Source organism: Algiphilus aromaticivorans DG1253 (genome assembly GCF_000733765.1).
Classification (GTDB): Bacteria; Pseudomonadota; Gammaproteobacteria; order Nevskiales; family Nevskiaceae; genus Algiphilus; species Algiphilus aromaticivorans.
Map to the genome: position 1 here is coordinate 3,494,700 of NZ_JPOG01000001.1, position 21,114 is coordinate 3,515,813.

Below are 21,114 nucleotides of genomic sequence, written 5' to 3' on the forward strand. Positions count from 1 at the left end.
GCTTCCCGTGGACCGGAGTCTTTCTTTAACCGCGGTGAAACTATGGCAGCGATCAATACGAGCAGACGACGTTTCATGAAGTCGAGCGCGGGCGCGGCGCTGGGTTCCGGCGTGCTGGCGCCGCTATGGTCGGTGATCGCCAAGGCCGGTGATGTCACCAAGGCCTATCCGGACGAGCTGCTGTCCATCGACGCCTACACGAAGGGAAAGATCAAAACTGGCGACTACATAACGGCGGATAACGTCGATATCGTCAAGGACCTGATGGAGCCGGCCAAGTACGCGCAGGTCAAGGAAATGGGGCGCCGCCTGAAGGTGATCCCCACCACGACCGACTACATGAAGCTTGGGCCCTGGGAGTATCTGGAGGCCACGCTGAGCAATCGTGGGAAAGCGCGCTTCGACGACAAGAAGAACGTCGTCACCAAGGATGGTGAGCCGTGGATCGGGGGCAACCCATTCCCGGATGCCACTACGGCGCTCGAGCTCTTCGCCGGCCTGACCATGAGCTGGGGGCGCCATGATTCGAGCGTCTATGCGGTCAAGGAGCAAGATGTTTCGAGCAGCGGGCATATCGATTACGAGTACGACGCGGTGTGGGCCGAGCTCATGCCCGTCGCGCGCACGGTCGTCGATCCCAAACCCTACTGGGAAGAGCACAAGGACAAGCTGCGCTTCAACTCGGTCATCATCCTGTCGCCGTCAACGGAGTCAGGCACTTCCTTCGTCAATATCTGGCCTTATGACCAGCACGAGTTCCCGGAACTGTTCGGCTACATCCCGGAGTTCCGGCGCGTTCGGCAGTATCCGACCAATCAGCGCTTCGAGCCGCTGATCCCCGGTTCGACGCTGTATCTTTCCGACGCTTGGGCGGCCGGCGACCCGCTTCATACTTGGGGTAATTACAAGATCATCGGTCGACAGCCGATGCTGGCCGGCGTTTCCGGCGGCTGGAACAGTCAGCACCCGAACTGGGAGCACGGTCTGCACGGCGGCCCAGAGGGGCAGTCCTTCTTCGACAGTGTCGTCGAGTTGGTTCCCGAGGCGATCATCGCCGAGGCAGAGCCGACCGCCTTCACTCGAGCGCCCATCTCCAAGAAGCGTGTCTGGTTCGACGCACGCAATCAGATGCCCATCGCGATGGTTTCCTATGACCTCCAGGGCAAGCCGTTCAAGTCATTCGACGGTTGCTACAGCCTGTATGACGATGGCGAAAACAAGGTTATGGATGGCAAGCACCCCTATTGGTCCTGGACCTACGTGCATGTCTACAACTTCAAGAGCAAGCGCATCACCCGGCTGGAGCAGGTGCAGAAGGTTGCTGGAAACCACCGAATGCGCGTGAACGATCCCACGATCTACGACGAATATTTAACGCAACAGGCCATCATGCGCCTCGGTCAGATCTAGGCAGGAATATCTCCGGGCGCTTAGGCCTCCGTCTAAGCAGACAGCACACAGAGCCATGAAACAGATCTTCGCGGTTTCCAGCGTATTGGTAGGTCTGGCATCGCAGGTGCTGCTGGTCGCCTTCCTGCTCGATTTCACCCCGGTGGGGATCAATCGGGGCGAGCCCCCGATGCCGTGGCTCGCGATCGTCAATAACGTGGCGCTGCTCGCGCTTTTCGCGCTTCCGCACAGTCTGATGGCGCGACCGGCTTTCAAGCGCCGGTGGCGTCTTCTGGTGCCGGATGCCATCGAGCGTTCCGCCTACATCTTCGTCAGCGGAGCGCTTCTGGCGCTGCTCTGCCTCGCCTGGCAGCCGATGCCGACTCTGCTTTGGCAGCTCGATCACGAGCTAGCCCGGGGAGCGCTGCGCCTTCTGTTCGCGGCTGGCCTCCTGGTTCTCGCCTGGTCCATTTTCAGTATCGATGCCCTGCATTTTCACGGTCTGAAGCAGGCATTCGGTCGGCGTGACGATCCGCCGTTCGCCATGCGTGGCCCCTACCGCTACGTGCGCCATCCCATCCAGAGCGGCCTGATCGTCGCCCTGTGGGCCACACCGGATATGACGGCCGGGCATATGCTGTTTGCAAGTGTGCTGACCTTCTACAGCGTCACCGCCTCATTGATGCTCGAAGAGCGGGATTTACGCTCGGCTATTGGCGATTCCTACCGGGAATATCGAAGCCGGGTGCCGGCCTTCATTCCCGCGCTACGGCGGCGCGGATAGCGCGGCGCCGCATTCAGGAATCCGCGCCGGCGGCTGCAGCACACCTTAGCGCGTGAAGGTCGCCAGATAGAGCAGGCAGAGGCCAAGGACCCCAACGCTACCGTGCCCGAGCGCCAACCAGACCGGAGCCCGGCCCGGCATCAGAACGCGGAAGAAGAGCATTCCGCCGACGAAGCCCCCGATAAAGACCACAAGTGCCCACCAGGCCAGCGCCGGGAGCGCGTCGCCAAGACCGAGATTCACGCCGAAGAGGAGCGCCAGACCGGCGAGCGCCGCCATGCCGTGGGCCGTGCCCAGCCATCCCGGAATCGTGACGCCCGTCGCCATGAGCGCGGTTAGCCCGGCGCCGCCTGTCGCAATCGCGGCGAATACCCAGAAGCAGATCTGCAGCCAGTCCATGTTCGTCCTCCCGAAGGTTTTCTATTGAGTCGTTCTTCAGTGTCCTACGGGTCGGCCGCATTCGGTCCCAATCTATCGTCTAGGCCGGCAGGCCGATGTAGCGCGAAGCACCCGACCGTGGCTCCAGCGACAACAAGGCAAAGCGGGTCTCGACGCGGCGGGTTGAGCTTAGGAGAAATGCGCTCTCAGAGGACTGTGGGGCGTAAACTGGCCGGACCAAGAGCCGCGCGCATGCGACAGACGCGGCCACAAGGAGGATGACGGTGAGCACGATAGCGCCCTGGCGGCGAGAGCCGCCGGAATTCGCCTTTGCGGTGGTTCGAACCGCCGCAGTGGTGCCTCTATTCGAGACATCGGCGTTGCCGGCCCGAGTGCTGTCGGTGACCGCGCCGACCGGCTACGGCAAGACCGTGCTCCTCACCGAACTCTATCGACACTTGGCAGGCGTCGGGCTGGAAACGATCTGGATCAGCCTGGACGAGCGCAAGCACAGCACCGAGGACGTCATACAGCTTCTGGAGGCGGCGCTGGTCGCGGGCGCGGGCCAGCGCGACCTCAATGTGGCGCTGCACGAGAGCGGCGTCCCGGTCGAACGGCGCGTGGAGGCACTGCTCGAAGCCCTCTCGCTGCTGTCCGACTCGGCCGTGCTCTTCATCGACAACATCAGCTACTGCGAGGACGAGACGCTGGGCCGGCTTCTCGATGCGCTGGTCTTCCAGACGCCGTCGTGGTTCTCGCTGGTGCTCGGCGGCACGCACGAGCCGCCGCTCAACACCACCCGCGCCAAGCTCGAGGGCAAACTCAAGCAATTCACCTATCGCGATCTTTCCATGAAGGCCAGGGATGTCGCGAATGTCCTCGGGGAGGATCTCTGCGCGCGCCTCGCTCCGGGCGCGGTCGATCAGATCGCCCAGCGAAGCGAAGGCTGGCCGGCCGCCGTCCGGCTGATGCAGATCATCCTTGCCGATGCCGACGATCCGGAAGCTACGCTGGCGCGTTTCTCGGGCTCGGACGAGGACCTCGCCGCGATGCTGAACCGGCAGGTGCTCACGGTCTTCGACAAGTCGCTGCACACCTTCCTGCTCAAGATTGCCGGCTTGCGCAGCTTTTCGGCCGAACTCTGCGAAGCCGCAACCGGCGACGACAAGGCGGCACAGCATGTCGCGGAGCTGGTGCGGCGCAACCTTTTCGTGATCCCGCTCGATCGCAACCAGCGCTGGTACCGCCTGCACGGCCTGTTCCGCGAGTTCCTCGGCGACGAGGCGCGCCGGACCTTGTCCGATGCAACCCGCAAGGGCATCTGGCTGCGCGCGGCGCAATGGTGCGAGCAGGAGGGCGCTCTGTCGGACGCCATGGCCTATCTGCTCGCAGCCGGGGAAAGCGCGAAGGCGGCCGCGCTTGTGGATCGTGTCGCCTCGCGCTTCGTCCGGGACAACGGCGATCTGCACAAGTACATCCAATGGGTGGAGCAGCTCCGCGAAGCGGGCCACGAGCTCGGTGCGGAAGTGGAGTTCTGGTACGTCTGGGCGCTGGTCTTCCATCACCGGTACGACTACGCGCGCTTGCAGCTGGAGCGTTTCAAGGCGCGCATCGCCGCCCGATCCGGCGAGGCGCTGGCCGATGCCGACCTGCAGCGTCGCATCGGGATCCTGACGACGAGTATCGACACCTACACCGATCACCTCGACGACGCCCGCAAGGCGGCAGACGACTGGCTGGCACAGCGCGATGCCGACGACCCCTTCGACGTCGCCACGGTTGCCTGCGTGGCGTCCATCCACGCTTCCGCGGAGCTGGATTTCGCCGCCGCGAACGGCTATGTCCGTACCGCCCAGGCCAGCATCAAGCAGGCGGACAGCGATTACGGCAAGGCGTGGGCGGGTGTCCTCGCCAATCTGCCCCGGATCCTGCAGGGCGAGTTCGCCGACGCGGGCCAAGACCTGAACGCGGTACTGAAGGGGGCGCGGTCGCAGCTCGGCGAGCGCACGGGCATGGCAGGCACGCTGGCACTGGCCACCGCCCTCTGCGAGATCGAGTGCGGCGATGACGCGGCTGCCGAGCAGCTGCTGCGCGACGGCCTGTCACGGGCGCACAGTCACGGCATTCTGGATACGGCGTCTCTTGGACTCGAAGCCGCCGTCAAGCTGTGGGGCGGAAGCGATCACGGGCAGCGCATTTCCATCGCGGAGCTGCGCGAGATTGCCGCCGGCTACCCGCCGCGCCTGGCGGCCATGCTTTCCTGCTATCTGGTGCAGCGCTTGTTGCGGCTCGGGCGGAGCGAGGATGCGCGCCTGGAGGCCATGAAGATCGGTCTCGGCACCAACGGAGAAGGCCGCAAGCCGCCGGAGGCACTGCTCGTCAACGAGCGCGGGCGCGTTCTGTACGCGATGACCGAGCTCGAGCTGCTGCTCCACGAAAGCCACTTGCGGCAGGCCGAAGCGCAGGCCCGCGAACTCGCCAAGTCGGCCCGCGACGGGGCGCGCTGGGGGCAGCTGGTGGAGCTGGAGCTGATCCAGATGCATATCGCGATCTGGTCGCACAATCCCTCGCCCGCGGCCAGTCACTTCACCCGCGCGATCCATCTGGCGGCCAAGCGCCGCATCATGCGTCCCTTCCTCGACCGCATCGAGCTGGTCGCCGGCCTCGTCAACGAGACCAAGCCGCAGAGCTGGGGCTTCACCCAGAACGAGGAGTGGCAGTTTTTCACCCGGATCTGCGAGCGCCTGCCCAGCGCCAACAGCGCGATGGCGGAGCAGCTCGAATCCCTGGATGTCGAGACCCAGTTGCTCGAAAGCCCGACCGCGCGCGAGATGGAACTGCTGGCGCTGATCGAGGCCGGCCTGTCGAACCAGCAGCTCGCCGACCGCCTCTCGGTGTCGGTCTCCACGGTCAAGTGGCACCTCTACAACCTCTACGCCAAGCTCGGGGTATCCAGCCGCTCGGCGGCGGTGGCCAAGGCGCGTGCGCTGAATCTGCTGACGCGCTAGCGGGCCGACGCGGCAGCGCCCGCCGTGACCGGCCGCCCCGATGACCAAACTAAGGGTTGGGGAAGCGCCCGGTGCGCACACGCACCCTCGGTCTCGACATTCCGAATGGCCCGCGCCGAAACCGGGCCTGGAGCGAGACATGACCGACCACATCAAGTATCTGCTGTCGCCCGCGATCCTCGGCCTTCACGGTTACGGCATGTGGCTCGGCGGCAACTTCGCCTGGCTGGGGCTGGGTCTGCTGCTGGCGGTGCTCTTCTTCGACGCCTTTCTGGAGAATGATTACCGCATGCGGACATCGAGCCACTACTGGCTCTACGACCTCATCACCGCGAGCACGATGGTGATGGGCGTGCTGATGATCGTCTTCTACGCCTGGCTCGTCGGACAGGGGCACTTCGCCACGACCTCCGCTGCCGTGGGCGCCTTCGTGAGCATGATGATCGTGGGCTTCGTGGTCACGGCCCCCACGGTCCACGAGATGTTCCACCGCGAGAACCGGCTGCTGCGCTTTCTCGGGCGCTCGGCACAGTGCGCGATCTTCGACCCGTGGCGCGAGATCACGCATGTGGTGACGCATCATCTGCACGTCGCGACGCCCAATGATCCGGACTACGCACGACGCGGCGATACGGTCTATGGCCATATCCTGCGTACCTTCCCCAAGCAGTGGGCCGAGTCCTATCACCTGGAGAAGCAGCTCTGGGGGAAGCGGGGTCGCAAGTGGTACGACCCGCGCAACGGCTGGGTCAAGAAGGCGGGAACGCTCTTGGCCTTCACTGGGGTGCTGTGGCTCGTCGGCGGCTTTGCCGGCGCGGCCCTGGCCATCCTGACCTGCCTGCTGGGGCCGCGCATGTTCCTCGAGGTCTTCAACTACTGCAATCACTACGGCCTCATCTCGGCCACACCGGGACGCTTCAAGAATCATCACACCTGGAACCATCTGACGCCCTTCGTGCGTGTCCTGGCGCTGGAGATCACGAACCACGCCGGACATCACGACGACAGCTACAAGCCCTTCTACGAGCTGGAGCCGGATCGCGACGGGCCCAAGCAGCCGCAGTTCCTTATGTGCGTGCTGCTGGCCTTCGTGCCGCCGCTGTGGTTCATGGCGATCAAGCCGCTGCTCAAGCACTGGGACGATCATTACGCCACCCAGCAGGAGCGCGAGATCGCCTGGCGAGAGAATGCGCGCGCCGGCTGGCACGATCTGAACCCGCCGGACTACCAGCCCAGCAAGGGTGTGGGCGACTACGGCCATGGTTGGCCGGCAGCGGCCTGACGGGACCGCGCGATGGTGAGCACCATCGAAGCCGGGACGGTAGCAAAGACGGCCCGGCAGTCAAGCGGCTGCCGGGTTCGCGCCGTCCACCGCGGCGAACTGCAGCAGAGCTTCAATGTCGGCCGGAACGAGTTGCTTCTGCTCTCCGCTCTGGGGCAGGGAATCGACTACCCGCACAATTGCCGCGTCGGCGTCTGTGGCAGCTGCAAGACGAAGCTGATTTCCGGAAAAATCCGGCCGATGATCGACTTCGCCCTGTCGCCGCTCACCAATGCGGAACTGGAAGCGGGCTACATTCTGGCCTGCCAGTCCAAGGTGCATTCGGACCTCGAAATCGAAGTCAAGATCGGTAACCACAAGCCGCCCTCCGTCAAGACCGTAGCTTCGCAGGTCGTCGGCTGGCGGCAACTCCCCGGCGAAGTCGTCGATCTGCGTCTGCGCCTGGACGAGCCGCTTTCCTTCGAGGCGGGGCAGTACTGCTCGCTGGCCGAGTCCGGCTCCTTCGTGCGGCGCAGCTATTCCATCTACGATCCGCCGCCGGGTGAGGAAGGCGCGACCGAGCTCGGCTTCATGGTCAAGCGGCTTCCGGGCGGCGCTTTCTCGGAGTGGCTCTTCAACGAGAACCGCGTCGGCACCAAGATCTGGGTCGAGGGGCCCTTTGGCGTCATGGGCGTGCACGACGACGATCTCGACCGCGATGGCCTCTGCGTGGCTGGCGGCACGGGCCTGGCGCCGGTGCTGTCCATCGTCGCCGATCGCCTCGCCCGTTCCGACAAGGCGCGCTTCACGATCCTCCTCGGAGCACGCACGCAAGCCGACCGCTTCGCCGAACCCTGGCTGCAGGCGCTGGTGGCGCAGGCGCCGGAGCGGGTGCGTGTCATCACGATCCTTTCCGACGAGCCGGCCGATTCGGATTGGGACGGCCCACGCGGGCTGGTTACCGAGCCGCTGAAGAATGGAGATCTCGCCATCGATTATTCGGAGACTGCCGCCTTTGTCTGCGGGGCGCTGCCCATGGTGCAGGCCGTCGAGGCGTTGCTGATCGATTGCGGCGTCGTTCCGGATCGCATTCACGCCGACAAGTTTCTGCCTACGGGCTGAGCGCTGGGGTGACGGCAGCCACTGACAGAAACATGTGCGCGGTGGGTGGTGCCGCCCCCTGTTCTACTCGCCAAGCAGGCCTTCGAGCGCCAAGGGCCGCGAGATCATTGCCCGCCGGAACGGTCGGCGTGGGCCCGCGTCTATTGCGTGCGGCATTGAAATCGCCGCCATTGTGACCGTTCTGTCAGGCGGCGAGCCGCGCGGCAGTGCCTAGATGCGCGCGACAGTCGCCGACCATGCGTTGCAGCAATTCCGCGCAACTCGGTATGTCGTTGATCAGCCCGACGGTCTGACCGGCCCAGATCAGGCCCTTGGCGGCATCGCCCGTGTCGAGCGCCTCGCGCCCCTTGACCCCGGAGACGAGATGGCGGAGGTCCTCGAAGGCGCAGCCACCCGGGCGGTTCTCGATGGCGAGCACCTCGTCGGAAACTTCGGTCTTCAGCACCCGGCCGGTGTTGTGCAGGGTGCGGAAGATCAGGTTGGTGTCGCGCTCGGTGGCCTCGACCAGCTTCTGCTTGATGGCCTCGTGGATGGGGGCCTCGACGGTGGCGCAGAAGCGTGTGCCCATATTGACGCCCTCGGCGCCCAGGGCCAGCGCGGCCGCCATGGTGCGGCCGTCGGCAACGCCGCCGGAGGCGATGAGTGGAATCTTGACCTGGCGCGCGGCGGCCGCGAAGAGGATCAACCCGCCGACCCCGTCCTCGCCGGGGTGGCCGGCGCACTCGAAGCCGTCGATGGAAACGATGTCGACGCCGTGGCGCTCAGCAGACAGCGCGTGACGCACCGAGGTGCATTTGTGGATGAGCGTTACGCCGGCGGCCTTGGCCTTGGCGATGAACGCCTTCGGATTGTTGCCTGCGGTTTCGAGGATCTTGACCCCGGAATCGAGCACGACGTCGAGATAGGCTTCGTAGGGCGGCGGATTCTGGGAGGGCAGGATCGTCAGATTGACGCCGAAGGGCTTGTCGGTCATCTCCCGGCAGCGGGCGATCTCGTTACGCAGATCTTCGGGGGTGGGTTGGGTCAGGGCGGTGACGATGCCCAGGCCGCCGGCATTCGAGACCGCCGCCGCCATATCGGCGCGCCCCACCCACATCATGCCGCCCTGAACGATGGGGTAGTCGATGCCGAGCATGTCGCTGACGCGGGTGCTCATGCGTGGTTGGGTCGGGGCTCGGGCGTCATCCATGGTGGTGTCCTATGTCAATAATCGGAAGCACGCGGTGCGTGCGTCTCCGCAGCGGGTTGGGTTGGTGCGTGGCGCAACGCGCACCGTCGCTGGCACTGGGGCGGAGCTTCCGGCGATCCATGGGCATTGCCCAGCAAGCGCCTTTCGCCTTCGCATCCGCGGTCAGTGGACCGCGCGCTCGCGATACGCCCAGCGTGCTTTGCGCAGCTCGTTCTTCAGCACCTTTCCGGCCCCCGACACAGGCAGCTCGTCGAGGATGTCCATGCTGCGCGGCAGCTTGTAGCCGGCGATGCACTCGCGGCAGTGCGTTTGCAGCGCGTCGACGTCGAGGCTTTGATCCGGCTTGAGCACGACGCTGACGTGTACCGACTCGCCCCATTCGTCACTGGGCACGCCGTAGACGGCGCAGGCTGCCACGGCGGGATGGCTGGCTACGGCATTCTCCACTTCGACGGAGTAGATGTTCTCGCCACCGGAGATGATCATGTCCTTGGCGCGATCGACGATGAAGACGTAGCCGCCTTCGTCCATGTAGCCGAGATCGCCGGTGTGCATCCAGCCATCGCGGACGGCTTCCGCCGTGGCTTCGGGCTTGTTGAGATAGCCCTGCATGACGGTCGGCCCGGTCACGATGACCTCGCCGACTTCGCCGCGTGGGCATTCGCGGCCATCTCGGTCCACCACGCGCACCTGCACGTGATAGGTGCCGCGGCCGCCCGAGCGCAAGCGACCGAGATGGCGCTGCTCCGGCAGGTGCATGGTCGGCGGCAGCACGGTAATGATCGCCGACATTTCGGTCATGCCGTAGACCTGCGTCAGGGAGGCAGTTGGTATGGTCGTCATTACTCGGTTCAGCAGCGCCTCGGCGGCCGGCGAGGCGCCGTAGTAGATGCGCTGCACGCTGGAGGTATCGGCGCCGGCGCAGTCGGGGCTGTCGACCAGCGCCTGCAGCATGGCGGGTACCAGCAGCAGGTCGGTAATGCGGTGCTCAGCGATCAGTTCGAGCACGGCGTCGGGCCGGAAGGCCGGCAGCATGATGTGCGTGCCGCCGCGCAGCAGCAGGCAGGTGACCTGCATCATATCGGCCAGATGGAACATCGGGGCCGCGTGCAGGCCGACGGCGTCTTCCGGGAACGCGCCTTCGGCGAGCAGATCCAGCGCCGCGCTGCAGATATTGAGGTGTGACAGCAGCACGCCCTTGGGCTTGCCCGTGGTGCCGCCGGTGTAGAAGACACCGAAGATCTCGTCGCCGCCGGCGTTGACGTCGTCGACTGCTTCACCGTCTGCGATCAGGGCGTCGTGCGAGAGCAGATCCGGCGGGCAATCGCCGTCACCGCAGTGCACGTAGAAGCGCAGATCGCGGCACTCGGTCTGGACCGTCTCCAGATGGGGGAGAAAGGTGTCGTCGATGAAGAGCGCCACCGAGCCGGAGTCCTGAAGCGCGTAGACGATCTCCGCCGCGCTCCAGCGGAAGTTGATCGGATTGACGCGGGCACCCAGCCACGCGCCGGCGAGGTAGAACTCGAGGTGCCGATCCGAGTTCAGCGCCAGGATGGCGATGGTATCGCCGCGCGCGATGCCGCGCGCCCGCAGCGCGCCCGCCAGTCGCGCCACGCGCTCGTGGAGCTCCTGGAAGCTGCGCTGGCGCCCGTTGCAGATGGTGGCGATGGCTTCCGGCTGTTGCTGCCGGGCGCGGTGGAGACCCTGAGTGAACTGCATGACCATTTCCTCCTCCTCTGAGCCGGTGTCGCGACCGCGCCCCGTCCCGTGTTCAGGCCAGGCTGGCGATGACCGACTTGGTTTCGGTGTAGTGAGCGAAGACGTCTTCGCCGTTCTCGCGGCCCCAGCCGGACTGCTTGAAGCCGCCGAAGGGGATGTGCGGGTCCGGCGACAGCTGGGTGTTGATCCAGACCGTGCCGGCCTGCAGCTGCGCGGCGAGACGGTGGGCAAGCCCGAAATGCGACGTGTAGAGATTGGCCGAGAGCCCGTACTCGGAATCGTTGGCCATGGCGATGATGTCGTCGAGCTCGTCGTAGCGCGTGGCTGTCAGCACCGGCCCGAAGATCTCTTCGCGGTAGGCGGGGTTCTGCGCGTCGTCGGTTACCAGGATCGTGGGCTCCAGGAAGTAGCCCTCGCGGTCGAGGCGCCCGCCGCCGCAGAAGGTGCTGGCGCCGGCTTTCACGCCGGCCTCGACCTTGCCGAGGATGCTGTCCATCTGCTGCTGGCTGACGACGGGTCCGAGCATGCTGTTGGGGTCGAGGCCGGCGCCGACGGGGAAGCTCTTGGCGGCCTCGGCCACGCCCTCGAGAATCCGGTCGAAGTGTTTGCGCGGTGCGAAGAGGCGCGTCCCCGCGAAGCAGATCTGCCCGGAATTGACGAAGACCGCTTGCGCGGCGCCAGGGATGGCTGTCTCCAGGTCGGCGTCGGGCAGGATGACGGTGGGCGATTTGCCGCCGAGCTCCAGCGTTACGCGCTTGAGGTCGTTCGCGGCGCTGGTCAGCAGATGCTTGCCGACAGCGGTGGAGCCCGTGAAGCTGATCTTGTCGACGCCCGGATGATCGACGATGGCCTGGCCGGTTGTGCGGCCGTCGCCGAGCACGACATTGACAACCCCTGGCGGGAAGCCGGCGGCTTCGATCAACTCCGCCAGTTTCAGCAGCGAGTAGGGCGTTTGCTCAGCCGGCTTGATCACCACCGTGTTCCCCGCCGCGAGCGCCGGCGCGAGCTTCCAGATAGCCAGTACCAGCGGGAAGTTCCAGGGCACGATGGCACCCACGACTCCTACGGGCTGGCGCAGCGTGTAGGCGTGATGGCTGCCGGTGGGCTGCACCGCCGGATGCATGCTGCGGCCGGACAGCTTGCTCGGCCAGCCCGCGAAATAGTGCAGCCACTGGGCCGACAGCGGCACATCCAGCGTGCTCGAGAAGGCGATGGGTTTGCCATTGTCGAGGGATTCGATGGTGGCCAGATCGTCGGCATGCTGCTCGACGAGCGCCGCGAGGCGATGCAGAAGCGCTTCGCGTTCCATCGGCGCCAGATTGCTCCAGGCTGGATCGTTGAAGGCCTTGCGCGCCGCACGCACGGCTTTGTCCACGGTGGCCGCGCTGCTGCAGGGGATATCTCCCAGCACGGTCTCACTCGCCGGGTCGGTGACGGTGATGCGTTCTGCCCCGCTTTCGTCGCGCCACTCTCCGGCAATGAAGTTCCTGCCTTCGGGAAGGCGCGGGCGCGTGGCAGAGTCGCTGAGCGTATTCATGGTCATCCTCCGAGCTTGTCGACGCTGAAGTGTGGACGCGCAGACCCCAGAGCGACCCCGACCAAAGTCTTGGCGGTCGCTCCCTTCGTCTCAGACGCAGGCTCCGTGGTGATCTGCCGGCTGCGCGAGGCGGGCGCTTCCCCGGTTCTCTTGCGTGCGTTCCGAGGTGATCAGCCGGTCATCGCGCGCCCGAAGATCCGGCGCGCAATCACCCAGCTCTGGATTTCATTGGCGCCCTCGTAGATCTCGCCAATCTTGGCGTCACGGTAGATCGACTCCAGCGGATAGTCCTCGTCCGGCCCCGAAAGATGCCGCACGAAGCCGTAGGCGCCACAGACCTGGATGGCGTCGCGCGCCACGTCGACGGCCAGCCGCGAACCGGCGATCTTGGCCATGGGGGCTTCTGGCTCGGCAGAGCCTTCCCGGTCGAAGCGCAGGGCCGCCTTCTGGTAGAGATTGCGCGCACTTTCGATCTGCAGAGCGTGCTCGGCGAAGCGGTACTGCCAGTGCTGAAAGCGCGCCAGTTCGCGGCCGAAGACCTTTCTTCGGCTCATGTAATCGGTGGCGTAGTCGAAGGCCGCCTGCGCCATGGCGACGCCGACGGCACCGATGCCGATGCGCCCCAGCACCAGCGCGCCGACAGCCGCGCGCATGCCGCCGCCCTCGCTGCCGACGAGGTGATCGTCGGGTACGAAGACATTCTCGAAGCGCACGTCGGCGGTCAGCTGCGCGTGATTGCCCATCTTCAAATCGGGCGCCGAGACACGGACGCCGGGGTCGTGCATGTCGACGAGCAGCATGCTGAGGCTGTCGCCGGTGCGACAGAGCACCAGGATGATGTCGCCGGCCGGGGAGTTGGTGATCCAGCGCTTGGTGCCGTTGATGCGCCAGCCGCCGTCGACTCTCTCGGCAACGGTCTGCAGGGAATCCACGGACAGATCGGTGCTCGCCTCCGGTTCACTGGTGGCGAAGCAGCCAACCAGCTCGCCGCGCATCAGCCGCGGCAGATAGTGGCTGCGCAGCGGCTCCTGGGCATGTTCGAGCGTCTTGCCGACCAGAATCGCCTGGCCGTCGTACAGCGCTGAGGCGAAGCCGCGTGCGTAGTAAGCCAGCTCTTCCAGCACCGTGACGGTGGCCAAGGTCGGATGTGCCAGGCCGCGACCACCGACTTCGGCAGGATAGGGGATCTCGTAGAGCCCGGCGCGGGCCATCGCTTCGAACTCGGCACGGGGGAAGGCCTCAGCGGATTCCGGTGTGCAGTTCAGGCGGTGTGCCGCTGGTGCCAGCACCTCGTCCGCGAAAGCGCGCGCCTCCCGGCGTATTGCCAGGGCTTCGTCGGGCAGGAAGATGTCGCTGGACAGGTGGTCGGCTTGGCGTTGCGGCATGACGGTTCTCCGAATCAGTGGCGACAGCGTAGGTCGCCGAGGACGCCAGGCGGCCAAACTTTCGACTTGCCACAGCCCGGACGAAAGTTTGTGGGGCAATGTGCGGGCGCGGTCATGATTCGGGGCGCTTCACAACGCGGGTTTTTCCGCTTCGCGCACCAGGCCGTTCAGGGAGTACTTCATGCAGATCCAGAATCGCGTTTTCCTTATCGTCGGCGGCGTCTCCGGCATCGGCTGTGGCAATGACGCCAATCTTCGCGCCTGCTGCGAGACCGCCCGCGTCGACGGCGGCATCCGGATGCCGTCGCGATGAGTGGCATCTACCGCGCAGATCTCCTGGCTGGCAAGAATGCCTTTCTCGCCGGCGCGACCAGCGGCATCAATCTCGCAATCGCGCGGCGTTTCGCGGAGCTGGGCGCAAAGGTCTTCATCATTAGCCGCTCGCAGGACAAGATCGATGCGGCCGTGGCAGCGCTGGGCGGCGATGCAGCCGGCCAGGTCGCCGACGTGCGCGACTACGAGGCGGTCGAAAACGCGGTGGCGGCCTGCGAAGCGGCGCACGGACCTATTGATATCGTCGTATCGGGGGCTGCCGGCAACTTTCTTGCGCCCGCGGCGGAGCTGTCGTCGAAGGGATTTCGCACCGTCATCGATATCGATCTGGTGGGCAGTTTCAACGTGCTCCGCGCGGCTTACCCGCATCTGCGCCGGCCGGGTGCAGCGGCTCTGACCATCTCGGCGCTGCAGTCCTTCATGCCGGCGCGCCAGCAGGTGCACGCCTGCGCCGCCAAGGCGGGGATCGACCAGATGATGCGTTGCCTGGCGCTGGAGTGGGGGCCGCAGGGCATCCGGGTCAACTCCATCGCGCCGGGGCCGATCGGCGATACCGAGGGCATGGCGCGATTGACGCCTACCCCGGAGGCACAGGAGCGGCTGACCGCGACCATCCCCCTGCGGCGTTACGGCGAGAGCAGTGATATCGCCGATCTCGCGGTCTATCTGTGCTCGGAGGCCGGGCGCAACGTTACGGGGGCGCTCATGGTCAGCGACGGCGGTCAGACCGTGGGCGGCAGTGCTATAGAAATGGGCCAGTAGCGCGGCTGCTGATGCCATTTCTCTATCGTGGAAACCGCCAGGAGAATCACTGTGGCGGAAGCCTTTACTGTCGAAGCGCTGCGCACAGCCGGCGGTCGGCGCAATGGTGCGCTGGCGTCGTGGCAACTTGCTGCGGGCAGCTGACTTCCTCCGCGCTGGAGAGCCATCGCCGCGCCGCGCAGGCGGTGCAGGCTATGACCTTTCAACGCCAAGACGAGCTGCATGGTCCTGCATGGCCAGCCTGGAACCCCTTCTTTTGAGAGGCGCCAGCACGCCATGCGCAGGCTAAGTTGAACTGGGCTTCACAAGCTGACGCGGGTCAGCTGCAAGGACCATGAACCAAACGAGCTATCCGCGAGCCGAGCGCGAAGTGCTGGAGCGTATCGTCTCCAAGCCGACTTTCCACAGGATTCACGCCCTGCCCGTCCTGGCCTGGCAGGAGATTCTCCTGGTCGCCGGTTGCTACGGTGCATTGATCGGCAGCTGCTACCTTTTTCTCGCCGGGGCTCTCCCCTACGGCGCTGCGCTGGTGATCAATGCGCTGGCGATCTACGCCATCTTTACGCCTCTGCACGACGCCGCGCACGGCTCGCTGTCCCGGAATCCAGCCGTCAACGACCTGCTCGGCACCATCGCCGCGCTGCCGCTCTTCCCCGGCTTCACGGCGCAGCTGTATCGCTTTCTGCATCTGGAGCACCACCGGCATACCGGCATTGCGCACTCCGACCCGGACGAGGTCATGGTCTCAGCGCGGATGCCCGGGAAGCTTTTCGTCTGGGCCTTCATCGATATCTACTGGATCGCCTGGTATGCGCGCCAGTTGAAGGAGCGCCCGCTGCCGGAGGTCGCCGGAGCTGCCGCCAGCGCCGCCTTCTTCATCGCATGGCATGGGCTCTGGCTGGCCTCCCCCTTCGCCTTGCAGTTCATTCTGTTGTGGCTGATTCCGCAGCGCCTCGGCTTGATGCTGCTCACCTATACCTTCGCTGCGATCCAGCATCCGGAAGGCGTGCGCCAGGACCAGCGCCCGCTCCAGGCGACGCGTATGTTCCGCGGGGGCTGGCCGATGCGCTGGATGACGCTCTCGCAGTCGCAGCACCTCGTACATCACATGTTCCCGGCAGTGCCCTACTATCGCTACAACGCTGCCTGGAGGCTCGCGGAACCGGAGCTTCGCGAGCATGAGATCGTCTGGGATTGGCCCGTCGGGCCGCTGCGTCATCCGGGCGAGCCGCGCTCGCCCTCGTCCGAGCTCCCGCTGAGGGCTCGCGTCGCCGAGGTGGTTCAAGTCTCGGAGGCGGTGCGCGCCTATCTGCTCGAACCGGCGGAGGGATCGCCCTTTCCGTCCTATTCCCCGGGAGCGCATATTGATGTAGAGGTGGCGCCCGGGCGCATACGCCAGTACTCCTTGGTAAGCACGCCGCGAGCGGATGGCCGTTATCGCATAGGCGTGAAGCGGGAAGACCACGGGCGAGGTGGTTCGCTGGCCGTTCACGAGGGGTTTGCGCCCGGGAACGTCATCAATATTGGCGTGCCGCGCAACCACTTCCCTCTGAAGACAGATGCCGCCAGCGTCATTCTCGTGGCGGGGGGTATCGGTATTACCCCCCTGCTGGCAATGGCTGATGCGCTTCATGCGCAAGGCACGCCATTCAGACTGCATGCCTGTGCCCGGAGCCGCGGTTTGCTGCCTTTCGGCGATGAACTGCTCGCGGCGCCCTTTGCCGAGCAGGTACGTTTTCACCTCGGTGACGATGCGGTCATGCCGCGCCTTGGTGCTGCGGATCTTCCCGCGTGGAGCGCCGGGCAGCACATGTATCTGTGCGGGCCGGAGGGCTTCATGGATCACGTCACCGAGCTCGCCTCGGCGCGGGGCTGGCCCGCGGACGCGATCCATACGGAAAGCTTTATTACGGCTGCCTCTTCTGCTGCTACAGACAAGCCCTTCACCGTGACGCTCGCGCGTTCGGGGAAACGCCTCGAAGTGCCGGCCGAACGTTCCCTCCTGGAAGTGCTGCATGCGCATAACTACGCAGTGCCCTCGGTGTGTACTCAGGGCTTGTGCGGAACGTGTGCCTGCACGGTGCTCGAGGGCGAGGTGGAGCATCGCGATGCTGTGCTCAGCCCTGAGGAGCGGCAGGCCGGGAGCATGACGACCTGCGTCTCCCGCGCAGCCGGGGAAGGCTTGCTGCTGGATCTCTGACGCGATCTCGCGGAGCGGCAGCGTACTGCGCCCTGCCCCCGAACTTTCGTCGGGTCATTGGGGCGCCGGCAGCTCGGAGGATTCTTTAGTGTCGATGAATAGGATTCGAAAGTGATCAGTCAGCTTGCCTTGCCCGTCTCGTTGGCCACCGGCCTGATGCTTACCGTACTTTCGCCGCTGACTTATGGCAGCGACGACGAGCCCGAGGTCACGGACCTCGGTGAAGCGGTCGGAGAGTTCGTGAAGACCTGTTATCCGCGCTATCGAGAGATCGATGCGGCTGTGGAAGAAGCCGAAGCCGGCGAGGTGTCCTACAAGAAGATTCCGGGTTTCCCCTATCTGCGCACCGATCGGATGCTTGCGGATGTGCTGCCAACGCTTTCGAGTCGCGAGGAGATTGATCTTTGGCTGAGGGAGCTGCGCTACAACGATGCCTTCGCCAGAGAGATCGAACTCAGGAATCTTGGCTGGTCCGTAAGCGAGCGGGCGAATGCGATGGACGACATGCGGCTTTGTGGCGTCTGGCTGTCGGCGATGGAGTTGCAGGAAGACGAAAACTGGCAACGTCTCACGCGCACGCTGGAATATTCGGACACACTCGCCAAGCCGTCCGATGAAGCTGACAGTAGCGCCGCCGACGACATTCTGGTGGGCAAGCGCATAGCCGAAGAGTCTCAACCCGGTGGCGAGAACACGAGCGCGTTCGAGTTCTGGCGCGCCGCGCCGCACGAGGATACCGCGCGCGTTCTGGATGAATTCGACGAGCTTCCCCGCGACCGTCTCGGGCGTGTCGGTATGACCAGCAATCTGTGGAAGGCGCTGGCAGTCCATCATGCGCCGAGGCTGGCAATAGCGCCGGACGCCCCCTCTGAGAGGCCACGCCGGATCCATTGGAAGGGTGGCGAAATGCGAGGGGATAGCGGTAAGCCGACAGTCTATTACCTGCCGACTTTCACGCGAATCGGCGACGAGATGCTGCTGCAGTTCAACTACGTCATGTGGTTTCGTGACAGCGCGCCGCAAGGTGACGACGGCTCGCTTCGCGGACGTGTTTGGCGGGTAACCCTCGATTCGGACGGTGAGGCGCTTGTCCACGAGACGATTGCGACGACCGGTGAAGACTATCGCTGGGTGCCCGCCGATTCGGATGTCTTGGCCGGGGATGGCGGCGAGTCGGAGGGGCGCGTGCCGCGCATTGCGGCACGCGCCCGCGTCAAGGATGGGGGTTCGCCGGTCGTGGCGGATAGTGCGCGTCGTGATGCCGATCACCGTTATGAGCTGGTTTCCTACGATGACCTTCTCTTCCTGCCAACCGAGGGCGGCGGCACGCGCAGCGTGTTTGATGCGGAGGGCCGTCTGCTCAAGACGCGGAGCGGTAACGCCCTGGACCAACAGCAGCTTCAGCACATACGGGTCGGTGGCGAAGCGGACGATCCGGCCTTCTATGATGCGGAGTTGTTGCGTCGCCTGGTGAATCTGGCGCGAAAGGACGCCGAGCGCTGAGTCGTTTCCGGTTGCTTGTTCCCCGGGGCCGCCTGCTAAGGGATTGGCGGCTTCCAGGGCGAGAACCGCGGCGCCTATAAGAGGCTGAGCTGTCCTTGGTGCAGAGGCGGGCGGAAGCCGCTGCAGTCCAGGTCGAAAGCTTCACGCCCGGCCATCTTGTTGCGCCGGCAGGCCAGCCGGAAGCGTTGCGCGATGAGCTCGGCAACATGGCCCTGGCCGCTCATGCGGTGGCGGAAGTCGCTGTCGTTATCGCGTCCGCCGCGGCTTTGCTGCACGAGGCTCATGACGTGCGCAGCGCGGTCGGGAAAGTGGGCTTCGAGCCAGTCGCGGAACAGCGGCGCGACCTCGTGCGGCAGGCGCAGAAGGATCCAGCCGGCGCGCGCGGCGCCGGCATCGGCGGCAGCTGCGACCAGGGCTTCGATCTCGTGATCGTTGATCGCGGGAATGATCGGCGCCAGCAACGTGCCCACGGAGACGCCGGCGTCGCGCAGTTTGCGGATCATGCGTAGCCGCGTGCCGGGCCCGGCCGCACGCGGCTCCAGGCTGCGCTTGAGGCCGGCGTCGAGGCTCGTCAGGCTGATCCATACGCCTACAAGATTATGCTCGGCGAGTTCGGCCAGCAGATCGAGGTCGCGCTCGATGAGTGCGCCCTTGGTCGTGATCGTCAGCGGATGGCGATGCTCGAGAAAGCATTCCAGCAGCTCGCGGGTGATGCGCAGATCGGCTTCGACCGGCTGGTAGGGATCGGTGTTGGCGCCCAGCGCGATGGGGCTGACCGTGTAGCCGCGGCGGCGCCAATGCTGACGTAGCAGCTCGACGGCGTTGGGCTTGTAGAGCAGCTGTGTCTCGAAGTCGAGCCCGGGCGAGTAGTCCCAGTAGGCGTGGCTGGGACGGGCGTAGCAATAGATGCAGCCGTGCTCGCAGCCCATGTAGGGGTTGATGGAGTTCTCGAAGGGAACATCGGGCGAGCTGTTGCGGCTAACGATGCTGCGGCTCGTGACGGGGTGCAGGACCGTCTCCAGCCGTGGCGCGGGCGCTTCGGGGTCGTCGCCCGGCCAGCCGTCGTCGGCAGCCTCGCGCCCGAAGGCGCTGAAGCGGTGGCCGATATTGTCCGTGGCGCCGCGCCCCTTGCGGGGCGGAGTCTTCTGCGTCATACCGTCCTCCTTGCCGCCGGCAGGGCATCATGAGCGCTCGAGTCCATCAGGGAAGCATCGTGGAAGGCAACGCAATCATCCTGCATCACTACTGGCTTTCCCCTTTCTCGGAGAAGATCCGGCTGCTGCTTGGCCATTGCGAACTGGATTGGCTCTCCGTCGAGCAGCCGCCGCGGCTGCCGCGCCCCGAGCTGACGCCCCTGACCGGCGGTTATCGCAAGATGCCGGTGATGCAGATCGGCGCCGATATCTATTGCGATACGCACGTCATGGTGCCCGAGTTGATGCGTCGCGGCGGACGGCCCGAGCTGCTTCCGGCAGCGCGCGCCGATGAGATCACCGAGCTGGCCGACTGGGTTGACTCGCGGCTTTTCATGACTGTGATCACCGCCTCCATGGGGCTGTCCGCGGTCAATGCGCTGCGGCGCGACCACGGCTACGGCTGGGGCGAGCTGCTGCGCGTGATCACCGATCGCGTGCGCATGATGCGCGGCGCTGACGTGCCGCGCATTCCGCCCAAGCAGGCGCGTGCCGAACTCAAGGAGTTTCTCGATCGCTTCTCGCAGGAGATGGAAGGCGCATATCGCTTTGGTGAAGTACCCACGCTGGCCGACTTCTCGCTCTTTCATGTGCTGGGCTTCGGGCATGCAACGCTGCGCGCCGGCTTCCTGGATGCCTACCCGCGCCTGCTGGAATGGTACGCCCGCATGGGCGCCATCGGGCATGGCCGCTACCGCGACATCTCGCGCGCCGAGGCGCTGGCCGTGGCCGCGGAGAACGAGCCGGCCGAGCTGCCGGTCTTCGACGGTGGGGTGCCCCAGGGCCTAGCCATCGGCGATGCCGTGCGTATCGCGCCGGCGGATTACGGCACGACCCCTACCGAGGGCGAGCTCGTCGCCGCCACCGCCGAGCGCTGGACCATCGCGCGCGACGCCGGCGAGCTCGGTCGGCTGCATGTGCACTTCCCCCGCCAGGGTTTCCGCATAGCCACGCGCTAAGCGCTTTCGTGAGCAACTGAGCCTCCCCGCATCACGGAAAGTTTGGTTCGGGGCTGCCGTACCCCCTGACCTATTGATGCCTCCGGCAAGCAGGCGGAAGAGCTGCTGGAGCCCACAACAGGGCCGCGAGGCCGCCGGCGGAACGGAAGAGGCAGCGTTGTTAGCTACTGGCTGCAGCGGCGCACCGTAAGTGAGCTGCTTGCCGTCGTCGGAGTGATGGATCGCGAACGGGCCAATCGCTTGTGCTATGCCCAACCGTTTCGTGCCTTTCGAGGCGCTTCTCCGCCGGTTGGGCTGCAGGGGGCAGTGCTCCAGTCCGCGCAATGTGCTTCCCGTCGCCCTTTTGCGGGCGCCCTGAGGCCGCGTCATCGCCTTGGTGCGCAGCCCCGGAA

16 protein-coding genes are annotated in these 21,114 nt (G+C 65.5%); 10 read left to right on the forward strand and 6 right to left on the reverse strand.

Features of this window, described 5'->3' with window-relative positions; genetic code table 11:
- Nucleotides 1-42: 42 nt before the first annotated feature.
- Both U743_RS16315 and U743_RS16320 read left to right on the forward strand, forming a co-directional pair.
- Nucleotides 43-1,410 (forward strand): DUF1329 domain-containing protein, encoded by a 1,368-nt coding sequence (locus U743_RS16315; protein WP_043769854.1) that lies wholly within the window; start codon nt 43-45, stop codon nt 1,408-1,410.
- Nucleotides 1,411-1,465: 55 nt separating this feature from the next.
- Entirely contained in the window at nt 1,466-2,173 is a 708-nt protein-coding gene (locus U743_RS16320) for a methyltransferase family protein (RefSeq protein ID WP_043769856.1), read from the forward strand.
- Nucleotides 2,174-2,218: 45 nt separating this feature from the next.
- Here U743_RS16320 and U743_RS16325 read toward each other — a convergent pair whose 3' ends face one another.
- Entirely contained in the window at nt 2,219-2,572 is a 354-nt protein-coding gene (locus U743_RS16325) for a hypothetical protein (RefSeq protein ID WP_043769858.1), read from the reverse strand.
- Between the two features lie 263 nt (nt 2,573-2,835).
- Here U743_RS16325 and U743_RS16330 point away from each other — a divergent pair, with 263 nt between their 5' ends.
- The 3 genes from U743_RS16330 (at nt 2,836) to U743_RS16340 (ending at nt 7,942) form a co-directional block, all read left to right on the forward strand.
- Entirely contained in the window at nt 2,836-5,559 is a 2,724-nt protein-coding gene (locus tag U743_RS16330; protein WP_198022082.1) for a LuxR C-terminal-related transcriptional regulator, read from the forward strand.
- Nucleotides 5,560-5,698: 139 nt separating this feature from the next.
- Nucleotides 5,699-6,841 carry a fatty acid desaturase gene (locus U743_RS16335; protein WP_043769862.1) on the forward strand — a complete coding sequence of 381 codons (1,143 nt, stop codon included), beginning with the start codon at nt 5,699-5,701 and terminating at the stop codon, nt 6,839-6,841.
- 12 nt (nt 6,842-6,853) lie between these two features.
- Nucleotides 6,854-7,942: a 2Fe-2S iron-sulfur cluster-binding protein gene (locus tag U743_RS16340; protein ID WP_043769863.1), complete on the forward strand. Its 1,089-nt coding sequence runs from the start codon at nt 6,854-6,856 to the stop codon at nt 7,940-7,942.
- Between the two features lie 184 nt (nt 7,943-8,126).
- On the opposite strand, the gene U743_RS16345 is transcribed toward U743_RS16340, so the two are convergent.
- The 4 genes from U743_RS16345 to U743_RS16360 all read right to left on the reverse strand — a co-directional run bounded on the left by U743_RS16345 (nt 8,127) and on the right by U743_RS16360 (nt 13,772).
- Nucleotides 8,127-9,098 (reverse strand): NAD(P)H-dependent flavin oxidoreductase, encoded by a 972-nt coding sequence (locus tag U743_RS16345; RefSeq protein ID WP_043769865.1) that lies wholly within the window; start codon nt 9,096-9,098, stop codon nt 8,127-8,129.
- Between the two features lie 195 nt (nt 9,099-9,293).
- Nucleotides 9,294-10,850 carry an acyl-CoA synthetase gene (locus tag U743_RS16350; protein WP_043772556.1) on the reverse strand — a complete coding sequence of 519 codons (1,557 nt, stop codon included), beginning with the start codon at nt 10,848-10,850 and terminating at the stop codon, nt 9,294-9,296.
- Nucleotides 10,851-10,902: 52 nt separating this feature from the next.
- On the reverse strand, nt 10,903-12,387 hold the full coding sequence (locus U743_RS16355) for an aldehyde dehydrogenase family protein (protein WP_043769867.1): 1,485 nt from the start codon (nt 12,385-12,387) through the stop codon (nt 10,903-10,905).
- Nucleotides 12,388-12,557: 170 nt separating this feature from the next.
- Nucleotides 12,558-13,772: an acyl-CoA dehydrogenase family protein gene (locus U743_RS16360; RefSeq protein WP_043769869.1), complete on the reverse strand. Its 1,215-nt coding sequence runs from the start codon at nt 13,770-13,772 to the stop codon at nt 12,558-12,560.
- Nucleotides 13,773-13,953: 181 nt separating this feature from the next.
- On the opposite strand from U743_RS16360, the gene U743_RS19670 reads away from it, so the two are divergent.
- The 4 genes from U743_RS19670 (at nt 13,954) to U743_RS16375 (ending at nt 18,570) form a co-directional block, all read left to right on the forward strand.
- Complete coding sequence (locus U743_RS19670) at nt 13,954-14,085, forward strand: hypothetical protein (RefSeq protein WP_269530708.1); 132 nt, start codon at nt 13,954-13,956, stop codon at nt 14,083-14,085.
- On the forward strand, nt 14,082-14,867 hold the full coding sequence (locus U743_RS16365) for an SDR family oxidoreductase (protein ID WP_043769872.1): 786 nt from the start codon (nt 14,082-14,084) through the stop codon (nt 14,865-14,867). The genes U743_RS19670 and U743_RS16365 overlap by 4 nt, the downstream gene beginning before the upstream one ends.
- 370 nt (nt 14,868-15,237) lie before the next feature.
- Entirely contained in the window at nt 15,238-17,067 is a 1,830-nt protein-coding gene (locus U743_RS18380) for a fatty acid desaturase (protein ID WP_198022083.1), read from the forward strand.
- 111 nt (nt 17,068-17,178) lie between these two features.
- Nucleotides 17,179-18,570 carry a hypothetical protein gene (locus U743_RS16375; protein ID WP_043769874.1) on the forward strand — a complete coding sequence of 464 codons (1,392 nt, stop codon included), beginning with the start codon at nt 17,179-17,181 and terminating at the stop codon, nt 18,568-18,570.
- 74 nt (nt 18,571-18,644) lie between these two features.
- Here the strand turns inward: U743_RS16375 and U743_RS16380 are convergent, their stop codons facing one another.
- Nucleotides 18,645-19,724 (reverse strand): PA0069 family radical SAM protein, encoded by a 1,080-nt coding sequence (locus U743_RS16380; RefSeq protein ID WP_043769877.1) that lies wholly within the window; start codon nt 19,722-19,724, stop codon nt 18,645-18,647.
- A 29-nt stretch (nt 19,725-19,753) separates the two neighbouring features.
- Between U743_RS16380 and U743_RS16385 the strand changes: the two genes are divergently transcribed.
- Nucleotides 19,754-20,722, forward strand: a complete 969-nt coding sequence (locus U743_RS16385; protein ID WP_084191615.1) for a glutathione S-transferase family protein — start codon at nt 19,754-19,756, stop codon at nt 20,720-20,722.
- Nucleotides 20,723-21,114 lie beyond the last annotated feature (392 nt).